This is a genomic window from Rhodococcus sp. EPR-134 (assembly GCF_001647205.1).
Lineage (GTDB): Bacteria > Actinomycetota > Actinomycetes > Mycobacteriales > Mycobacteriaceae > Rhodococcus_F > Rhodococcus_F qingshengii.
On sequence record NZ_LVCT01000641.1, the window covers coordinates 1 to 9,071 of the forward strand.

At 61.9% G+C, this 9,071-nt stretch carries 8 protein-coding genes; 4 read left to right on the forward strand and 4 right to left on the reverse strand.

Features of this window, described 5'->3' with window-relative positions; translation table 11 throughout:
* A partial coding sequence (locus tag A2J01_RS28085) for an NAD(P)H-binding protein (RefSeq protein ID WP_156519431.1) occupies positions 1-456 on the reverse strand: 456 nt, incomplete at its 3' end.
* Between the two features lie 118 nt (positions 457-574).
* On the opposite strand from A2J01_RS28085, the gene A2J01_RS28090 reads away from it, so the two are divergent.
* Positions 575-1,024, forward strand: a complete 450-nt coding sequence (locus tag A2J01_RS28090; RefSeq protein ID WP_007735410.1) for a winged helix-turn-helix transcriptional regulator — start codon at positions 575-577, stop codon at positions 1,022-1,024.
* Here the strand turns inward: A2J01_RS28090 and A2J01_RS28095 are convergent.
* The 3 genes from A2J01_RS28095 to A2J01_RS28105 all read right to left on the reverse strand — a co-directional run bounded on the left by A2J01_RS28095 (position 1,000) and on the right by A2J01_RS28105 (position 4,615).
* Positions 1,000-1,992, reverse strand: a complete 993-nt coding sequence (locus tag A2J01_RS28095) for an iron-siderophore ABC transporter substrate-binding protein (RefSeq protein ID WP_064114042.1) — start codon at positions 1,990-1,992, stop codon at positions 1,000-1,002. The genes A2J01_RS28090 and A2J01_RS28095 overlap by 25 nt on opposite strands.
* Positions 1,993-2,175: 183 nt before the next feature.
* Positions 2,176-3,579, reverse strand: a complete 1,404-nt coding sequence (gene lpdA / locus A2J01_RS28100; protein WP_003941477.1) for a dihydrolipoyl dehydrogenase — start codon at positions 3,577-3,579, stop codon at positions 2,176-2,178.
* Between the two features lie 49 nt (positions 3,580-3,628).
* Positions 3,629-4,615 carry a dipeptidase gene (locus tag A2J01_RS28105; RefSeq protein WP_064114043.1) on the reverse strand — a complete coding sequence of 329 codons (987 nt, stop codon included), beginning with the start codon at positions 4,613-4,615 and terminating at the stop codon, positions 3,629-3,631.
* Positions 4,616-4,848: 233 nt separating this feature from the next.
* Between A2J01_RS28105 and A2J01_RS28110 the strand changes: the two genes are divergently transcribed.
* From A2J01_RS28110 to A2J01_RS28120, 3 genes are all read left to right on the forward strand, one after another.
* Positions 4,849-5,898, forward strand: a complete 1,050-nt coding sequence (locus A2J01_RS28110; protein WP_007733735.1) for an alpha/beta hydrolase — start codon at positions 4,849-4,851, stop codon at positions 5,896-5,898.
* A gap of 255 nt (positions 5,899-6,153) precedes the next feature.
* A complete protein-coding gene (locus A2J01_RS28115) occupies positions 6,154-7,170 on the forward strand; it encodes an alpha/beta hydrolase (protein WP_003941485.1) in 1,017 nt (338 codons plus the stop codon).
* 84 nt (positions 7,171-7,254) lie between these two features.
* Positions 7,255-9,071 (forward strand): prolyl oligopeptidase family serine peptidase (locus tag A2J01_RS28120; RefSeq protein WP_064114044.1); only part of this gene is annotated, 1,817 nt, incomplete at its 3' end.

Sequence of the window (9,071 nt, forward strand, 5' to 3'; positions counted from 1 at the left end):
ACCGGCAAGGTCGTTGGTGAAGTTCTCCCAGTACCAACCGTTGCGCAACAGCGCGAACGGAATACCGCTCCGAGTGAGCACGTCCTCGGTCGCCTTGTGCTCGGCAGCAAGCTTCATCGGCGTGTCCTGAGCATTCAAGATGCTCGTGTAGACGATGAATCCGACGCCGGCAGCCTTCGCCGCGTCGATGATGTTGGTGTGTTGCGCGAGCCGTGACCCCACTTCACTTCCCGAGATCAGAACCAGCTTGTCGACGCCCGCCAATGCGGTTTCCAACGCCGAGGTATCGGCGTAGTCCGCTTGGCGTACAACTACTCCGCGGGCGGCGAGGCTTTCCGCCTTCTGTGGATTTCGGACCACTGCGACGATGTCGGACGCGGCGGTTCCCCGCTCGATCAACGACTCGACTACCAGTTGTCCGAGGTTTCCGGTTGCGCCGGTGACTGCAATGCTCATGCGAACTCCCGATCCAGGTTGAAGCGTAAATGCGTTCCGCAACCATCATGCACTTATTTTTCGTAAGTGCAACACGTCAGGTTAGCGCTATGGGATCGTGCAGTAGTAGCCTGGGTTCATGACCAGCACCGACTCACCTTCACGTGCTGCCCAGACTCCTGATCCGAATGCCGACGTCGTGGACCCAACCCTCGAGGCTGACGTCTTCGCTCGCGGGTGCAACTCTCGGGCGGCATTGCAGAATGCAACCGGACGCTGGGGCGCACTCGCACTGGCAGCACTGAACGAGGGTCCGTACCGGTTCAGTGCCCTGCGCCGACGCGTCGACGGAGTCAGCGAGCGCATGCTCTCGCAGACCCTGCAAACACTCGAGCGGGATGGCCTCGTGCACCGTGAGGTACTCGAAACCATCCCGCCCAAAGTGGAATACAGCTTGACCGAACTCGGCGCCGACGTCGCCGCAAAGATCACGGCCCTGATCGAACTACTCGAATCGCAGGTGCCGAAAATCGTTGCGTCACAAGCGTCGTACGACGCTCGGAATCAGCTCAACTTGTCCGAAAGCTGAGCGATGAACTCGTCGAATGCGTAGGGAACGCTCAGCACCGTCGGAGCGGACGTAGCCATCGCGTAGTCCATTCCGACCAGACGAACCAGACGGCCGTTCGACACCGAGGTCATGTTCGCGAACGGACCGAAGGACATGAGCTTGTCCAGGTTGGTGCCGTCGGCGTCGACGAGAATGAAGACGTCGGCGTCGAGTGTGTCGATGGATTCCATGCCCACGGACACCGAACTGTCGCCGGAAGTGCACACTGCGTCGACACCGGGCGAGGTCTTCACCCCGAGCTGGCCGAGAAGACGGATCCGCGGGTCGGTGCCGCAGACGACGATCAGGCCCTCGTCGGTGCGCATTGCATACGTTGCGGTTTTGCCCTGGAACTGTGGGTGATCAGCGGCCTGCTTCTCGAAGTACGCCCCGGTCTCGTCGATCAGCGTCTGGGCCTGCTCCGGCTGTCCGAGCGCTGCACCGATCATGCTCATCTGCTTGTCCCACGCCGTATCCCACGGCTGGTCGGGGAACGCGACGGTCGGCGCGATGTCACTGAGACGCTTGTACTCGCCCTCGTCGATGCCGGAGTAGACGGCGAGGATCACGTCGGGATCGAGCCCGAGGATCTGCTCGAACGGGATATCGGGATTGGTCGTCATGAGAACAGGCTTGGCACCGTTCAGACGCGAAGCGTCCCAGGGCAGGATGTTGTTCTCGATGCCGGCGCCGGAGAAGCTCTCCATGGCGACCGGAACCTTGTTCAGTGCGATCACCGCATCCTGGCCACTCCATCCGATGGTCACGATGCGCATAGGCTCCGCGTCGATCGTCGTCGAACCGTAGGCGTGGTCGACGGTCACGGGGAACGCCCCCGCCTCGGCGGCACCCGAAGCTTCGGTGTCCGATCCGGAGTCACCTGAGGTTCCACAGGCGGAGAGCGTCAGCGCGACGCAAGCCGCGAGCAGTACGGAACGAGTTTTCATGAGTGGTCCTTCGAAAGCCGGATGTTCGACTCGGGACGCTAATGCGTTGCGCGCCTACACCCCGACTCGAAGGCCTCAGATGGCGGTTTCGCAACACAACTCGACACAAAAGACGAAAAACCCCGTGTGCCTTTCCGGTAGTGCGAACTACCGAAAAGGCGCACGGGGCCGAAGGCCCTGCCGTCAGAAGTTGATCATGTGGCCGGCGAGGCCGTGGATCGCTTCCTGCAGTGCCTCACTGAGCGTGGGGTGGGTGTGGACGTTGCGTGCCAACTCGTTGACCGTGAGGTCCCACTTCTGGGCCAAGGTCAGCTCGGGCAGCAGTTCCGAAACGTCCGGTCCGATGAGGTGCCCGCCGAGCAGTTCGCCGTACTTCTTGTCGGCGATCAGCTTGACGAAACCGGTCGGGTCACCGAGACCGTGTGCCTTGCCGTTGGCAGCGAACGGGAAATTCGCGACCTTGACGTCGTAGCCCTCGGCCTTGGCCTGCTCCTCGGTCAAACCGAACGAGGCGACCTGCGGCTGGCAGAACGTCGCACGCGGCATCATCCGGTAGTCACCGAGTGTCTGCGTCTCCGCGCCGCCGATGGTCTCGGCAGCAACGACAGCCTGAGCTTCTGCGACGTGCGCGAGCTGCAGTTTGGCGGTGACGTCACCGATGGCGAAGATGTGCGGGACGTTGGTGCGCATGTAGTCGTCGATCGCGATGGCGCCGCGATCGGTCAACGCGACACCGGTGTTCTCGAGACCGAAGCCCTCCACGCGCGGTGCGAAGCCGACGGACTGCAGAACCTTGTCGACGACCACGGTCTCGATCTCGCCGGACTTGTTGTCCTTGATCGAGACGGTGACCTTGCTGCCGTCGTCGCTGATGGACTGCACAGCGGCACCGGTCTTGATGGTGACGCCGAGCTTCTTGTACTGCTTGGCGATTTCCTTCGAGACGTCGGCGTCCTCGTTGGGCAATGCCCGATCGAGGAACTCGACGATCGTGACGTCGACGCCGTAGTTCTTGAGGACGTAACCGAACTCCATGCCGATCGCGCCGGCACCGACGATCAGGATCGAACCCGGAAGGTCACGGGTGAGGATCTGCTCTTCGTAGGTCACGACGTTCTCGCTCAGCGAGGTGCCGGGCAGCAGCTTGGTGTACGAACCGGTCGCGATGATCGCGTTGTCGAACGTGATCGTCTCGGTGCCACCCTTGCTCAACTCCACGCTGATGGTGTTGGCGTCGACGAACGTGCCCTTGCCGTCGTACTCCGGGATCTTGTTCTTCTTCATCAAGAAGTGAATGCCCTTGACTCGCCCGTCCGCGACCTTGCGGCTGCGATCGAAAGCGGAGCCGAAATCGAAGGACACGTCTCCGGACATGCCGAACGTCTTCGCTTCTTTCGTGAAGATGTGCGCGAGTTCGGCGTTACGGAGAAGCGCCTTGGACGGAATGCAGCCGACATTCAGGCATACACCGCCCCAGTACTTCTGCTCGATGATGGCGGTGCTCAGGCCCAGTTGTGCCGCGCGGATAGCAGCGACGTACCCACCGGGGCCGGCTCCGAGGACAACGACGTCATAGTGTGAGGTCACGATTCACCAGGGTAGTCCTGCATCGTTTCGCTGTCCCCAGATGGTCGTATTACCCGTCGGTAGCCCACACTTCTCGGGCAACTCGGGCGAAATTTCCGCCGTACACGGCCTCGATCGACGGCTCGTCGAAGCCCCGCTCACGCAATACCTGATCAAGTGTCAGCACCTCCTCCGGAGGAGTCCACTGCAGTGGCCCCCACGCGGTGTACGCCTCGGAGAACGACGACGGGTTCTGCTCGATCTCTTCGCGGAAGTCGTCGGCGTCGAAGGAGAAGTCGGAGCCGATCCCGACATGATCGATGCCGACGAGTCCCACAGCCTCTTCGATGTGGTCGGCCATCGCGGACAGCCGAGCCTGGTCGTCATCCGGTCCGTTGACGCCGAGGAATATGCCGACGCCGTTGATCCCGATGACGCCGCCAGTCTCCGCACACGCCCTGGCCTGATCGTCGGTGATGTTGCGCGGATGCTCCCACAACCTTCGGAGATTCGAGTGGCTGTAGATCATTGCTCGCTGGGTGATAGCTGAGATGTCCAACCCCGTCTGTACCGAACAATGTGAGCCGTCGACCGTCATTCCGACGCGATTCATCTCGGCAACCAGGTCACGGCCGTATCCACTCAACCCCGTGTCCGCCAGGTCCAAGCAGCCACAGCCGGCAGCGTTCATGTAGTTATACGTCGGCAACATCGAGCGGACTCCGAGGTCGCAGAAGTACGAGACGTTGGCCAGGTCTCCCTCCAGCGGATTCGAGTCTTCCAGGTCGAAGGCCAGGGCGATTCCGCCGGAGTCCTGAATCTCCACGACGCCGTCGACGCTGAAGACAGGGGTGATCTCCGGGAACTCGACCCGCGCCTGCCACGCGAAACTCTTGGCGATTGCCGTCGAGTCCGCGCGAGTCTGCGGCGAGTAACCGACGTTCACCGAAACGTAACTCCCCGCTGGGCGCTGATATCGGAGAAGATCTTCGACAGACGCGTTCGACTGCAGAGGTAGGCAACAATGTTGTTCCCATAGTGGATATGTCCGGTTCACTCACTAATCCCGTCGATGATCAGGGAAATTCACCTGAAACTGGTCGTACGTTCAGCAAATCTCTGGTTCACTGGCGGATAACGCACCGATGCGGTAGAACTTACAAGACTCACACGCCCTGTACCTATCGACAGAGCATGTACCCAGCATGAATTCCCGTACGGGAACAGCAACAAAGGACCGTTCACTCCTGGGCGGATTCGAAGGAATTTTAGGTGGAGGTTTCTGAACGTATGCGTGCTCGCACTTTCAAGCGTGGCCGTCTGGTCGCCGCTGTAGCCGCAGTATCCGTGCTGCCGATGCTGATCAGCCCTGCAGTGTCGTCCGCAGGCGGAGATCCGTCGACCACCACGGCAACTGTTGCCAAGGCAAACACAACGGGTTCCAAGCTCTCGAGCCGCACGGACAACGGGCGCATCGCCACCATCAAGGTGTACTCCCCTTCCATGGAACGCGATATTCCGCTCGAGGTCATCCTCCCGGCAGACGGCAGCGAACCCCGCCCGACCCTCTACCTGCTCAACGGTGCAGGCGGCGGCGAAGACCGGGCGACGTGGCAGCGCCAGACCGACGTCAACGAGTTCTTCGCTGACAAGAACGTCAACGTCGTCACCCCGCTCGAAGGTGCATTCAGCTACTACACCGACTGGGTGAACGACGACCCGTCCCTCGGCCGTCAGAAGTGGCAGACGTTCCTGACCCAGGAACTCCCGCCCGTCATCGACGCCGAGTTCAACACCAACGGCGTCCAGTCGATCTCCGCGATCTCGATGACCGCGACCTCGGTCCTCAACCTCGCCATCGCAGCTCCGGGCCTCTACAAGGGCGTCGGTGCATACAGCGGATGCGCCGAGACCAGCACACCGGTCGGCCAGTCCTCCATCGAACTGGTTGTGGGCATGCGCGGCGACGCTGACGTGACCAACATGTGGGGCCCCCTCGACGGCCAGGGCTGGATCGACAACGACCCCGTCGTCAACGCCGAGAAGCTCCGCGGCACCGAGCTCTTCATCTCCACCGGCTCCGGACTCCCCGGCCCGCACGACACCCTGAACAACGAGGCGATCAACGGACAGGTCGGCACACTCGCCAACCAGGTGATCGTCGGCGGCGTCATCGAGGCAGCAGTCAACTACTGCACCCACAACCTCGCCTACCGCCTCAACGATCTCAAGATCCCGGCCACCTTCGACTTCAAGCCGACCGGCACCCACTCGTGGGGCTACTGGGAAGACGATCTCCACAACTCCTGGCCGATGCTCGCTCGTTCGATGGGCATCTGACCGAAATCGTTCCGACTCGACCCCGCTCCCTGCACTTCCGGGAGCGGGGTCGAGTGCTTGTCTGGGCCGATTCGGGGGTTAATTTGGGGGTTAATTCCGGGGCCAATTCAATTGTCAGGCAATCGAATCGCGTCACTTTCTGCGCCCGCTCTGCTTTACTGACACATAACAAAAAGTGAACCTGTTCCAGTAAGGGCTCACAGGCACTTCGATCCGTTCCGGATCCGAAGACATTCAGGTGGAGGATCCGAACGTATGCGTGCTCGAATTTTCAAGCGTGGCAGTGTGATCGCAGCTCTCGCAGTGGCCACGGTGCTGCCGATGCTGATCAGTCCGGCGACAGCTTCTGCGGGCGGTGACACGTCCGGATCGCACGTCGTGAGCAACACCAAGACCGGCGACCGCAAGGTCACCATCTCGGTCTTCTCCCCGGCGATGGATCGCAACATCCCGCTCGAGGTCATCCTCCCCGCAGATGGCAGCGAACCCCGCCCGACGCTCTACCTGCTCAACGGTGCAGGCGGCGGCGAAGACTCGGCGACCTGGCAACGCAAGACCGACGTCATGAACTTCTTCCAGGACAAGAACGTCAACGTCGTCACTCCACTCGAAGGCGCGTTCAGCTATTACACCGACTGGGTGAACGACGATCCGGTTCTCGGTCGCCAGAAGTGGCAGACGTTCCTCACCAAAGAACTCCCGCCCGTCATCGACGCCGAGTTCAACACCAACAAGGTCCAGTCGATCTCCGCGATCTCCATGACCGCGACCTCGGTCCTCAACCTCGCCATCGCGGCTCCCGGCCTCTACAAGGGCGTCGGGGCGTACAGCGGATGCGCTGAGACCAGCACCCCCGTCGGTCAGAGTGCGATCGAACTTGTCACAGGTACCCGCGGCGGAGCTGACATCACCAACATGTGGGGCCCGCTCGACGGTCAGGGCTGGAAGGACAACGATCCGGTCCTCAACGCCGAGAAGCTCCGCGGCACCGAACTCTACGTCTCCACCGGCTCCGGACTCCCCGGCCCACACGACACTCTCGCCAATCCCGCGATCAACGGTCAGGTCGGTGCGCTCGCCAACCAGGCGATCGTCGGCGGCGTCATCGAGGCAGCGGTCAACTACTGCACCCACAACCTCGCCTACCGCCTGAGCGATCTGAAGATCCCGGCCACCTTCGACTTCAAGCCGACCGGCACCCACTCGTGGGGCTACTGGCAGGACGATCTCCACAACTCCTGGCCGATGCTCGCTCACTCCCTGGGCGTCTGACCCGATTCGTTCTCACTCGACCCCGCTCCAGTGTTTCGGGAGCGGGGTCGAGTGCTGTCGGGAGCGAGCAGTAAGAATGGACGTATGACTTCCGATCAGCAGCCCACCACCGGCGACGACCCCTACCTCTGGCTCGAAGACGTGACCGGTGAGTCTGCACTCGATTGGGTCCGTCAGCACAATGCCGTGACCGAGGAGCAGCTCACCGACAACGAGCGCTTCGATCGACTACAGAGCGACGTGCGCGAGATCCTCGATACCGACGCGCGAATCCCCTACGTCCGCCGTCGAGGTGAGTTCCTCTACAACTTCTGGCGCGACAGCACCCACGTTCGCGGATTGTGGCGACGCACGACGTTCGATCAGTACGTCACCGACGACCCGGAATGGGACGTCCTGGTCGACCTCGACGCCCTGGCCGAGGCCGAGGGCGAGAACTGGGTCTGGAAGGGCACGCAACTTCTACGGCCACACCGCAACCGTGCATTGATCAGCCTCTCCCGCGGCGGGGCAGACGCGGCGGTCGTTCGCGAGTTCGACATCGACAAGCGCGAGTTCCTCGCTCCCGAGGGCGAGAATCCCGGCTTCTACCTTCCCGAGGCCAAGACCGACATCGACTGGATCGACATCGATACCGTCTACGTCGGAACGGATATCGGACCGGGGTCGCTCACCGATTCCGGATATCCCCGTCTGGCCCAGCGGTGGAAGCGCGGCACTCCCCTCTCCAGCGCCGAGACCGTCTACGAGGGCCAGGCCACGGACGTGGCCATCTCGGCTTCGCACGATCCGACGCCCGGGTTCGAACGGGACTTCGTCACTCGCTCGGTCGATTTCTACAACTCTCAGCATTTCGAAGTTCGCCCCGACGGTGAACTGGTGCTCGTGGACGTCCCCGAGGACGCCGGGATCTCGATTCACCACGAGTGGTTGTTGATCCGCACCAAGTCCGTGTGGGCCGTCGAGGACACCGAATATCCGACCGGCGCACTGCTTGCCATCCGTTACGACGATTTCCTTGCCGGCTCACGAGCACTGACATCGATCTTCGAACCCGACGCACATTCCTCGCTCGAGCACTACACCTGGACACGCGATCATCTGATTCTGGTGGTCCTGACCGACGTGCGCACGACGCTGCGAATCCTGACGCCGGGCGAAAACGGCTGGGAGGATCGACCTTTCGAAGGGCTTCCAGAACTGACCAGTATCGAAATTCTCGACACCGACCCTGATGTCAGCAACGAGTACTTCGTCAATTCGAGTGGATACACCTCCCCTGCAACTCTTTTGCACGGCGTGATCGGCGAAACCGAACCCACTGCCCTCAAGCAGGCTCCCGCGTTCTTCGACGCCGAGGGCATCACCACGGAGCAGTTCTTCGCCACCTCTGCCGACGGCACCCAGGTTCCGTACTTCGTGGTGCGCAGTCCGCGTAGCGAGCCCGGCCCTACCCTGCTCTACGGGTACGGCGGATTCGAGATCTCGCTGACACCGTCGTACAGCGGTTCTCTGGGCCGTGCCTGGTTGACGCAGGGCGGAACCTATGTGGTTGCGAACATTCGTGGTGGCGGCGAGTACGGACCCGGTTGGCACACACAGGTTCTCAAGGCTGGGCGCCACAAGGTGCACGAAGACTTTGCTGCCGTCGCGAGAGACCTCGTCGAACGCGGAATCACGACCCCGGATCTTCTGGCAGCTCAGGGCGGAAGCAACGGCGGCCTGCTGATGGGCATCATGCTGACCAAGTACCCCGAACTCTTCGGCGCCATCGTCTGCCAGGTCCCGCTGCTGGACATGCGTCGATTCCATCTCCTGCTGGCCGGCGCGTCCTGGATGGCCGAATACGGTGACCCCGATGTCCCGGAGGAGTGGGCATTCATCTCGGAGTATTCGCCGTA

Excerpts from the sequence above, each read along its gene's own strand:
- A2J01_RS28090 (WP_007735410.1), top strand. The coding sequence starts at position 575 with ATGACCAGCACCGACTCACCTTCACGTGCTGCCCAGACTCCTGATCCG.
- A2J01_RS28095 (WP_064114042.1), bottom strand. The coding sequence starts at position 1,992 with ATGAAAACTCGTTCCGTACTGCTCGCGGCTTGCGTCGCGCTGACGCTC.
- A2J01_RS28115 (WP_003941485.1), top strand. The coding sequence starts at position 6,154 with ATGCGTGCTCGAATTTTCAAGCGTGGCAGTGTGATCGCAGCTCTCGCA.
- A2J01_RS28110 (WP_007733735.1), top strand. The coding sequence starts at position 4,849 with ATGCGTGCTCGCACTTTCAAGCGTGGCCGTCTGGTCGCCGCTGTAGCC.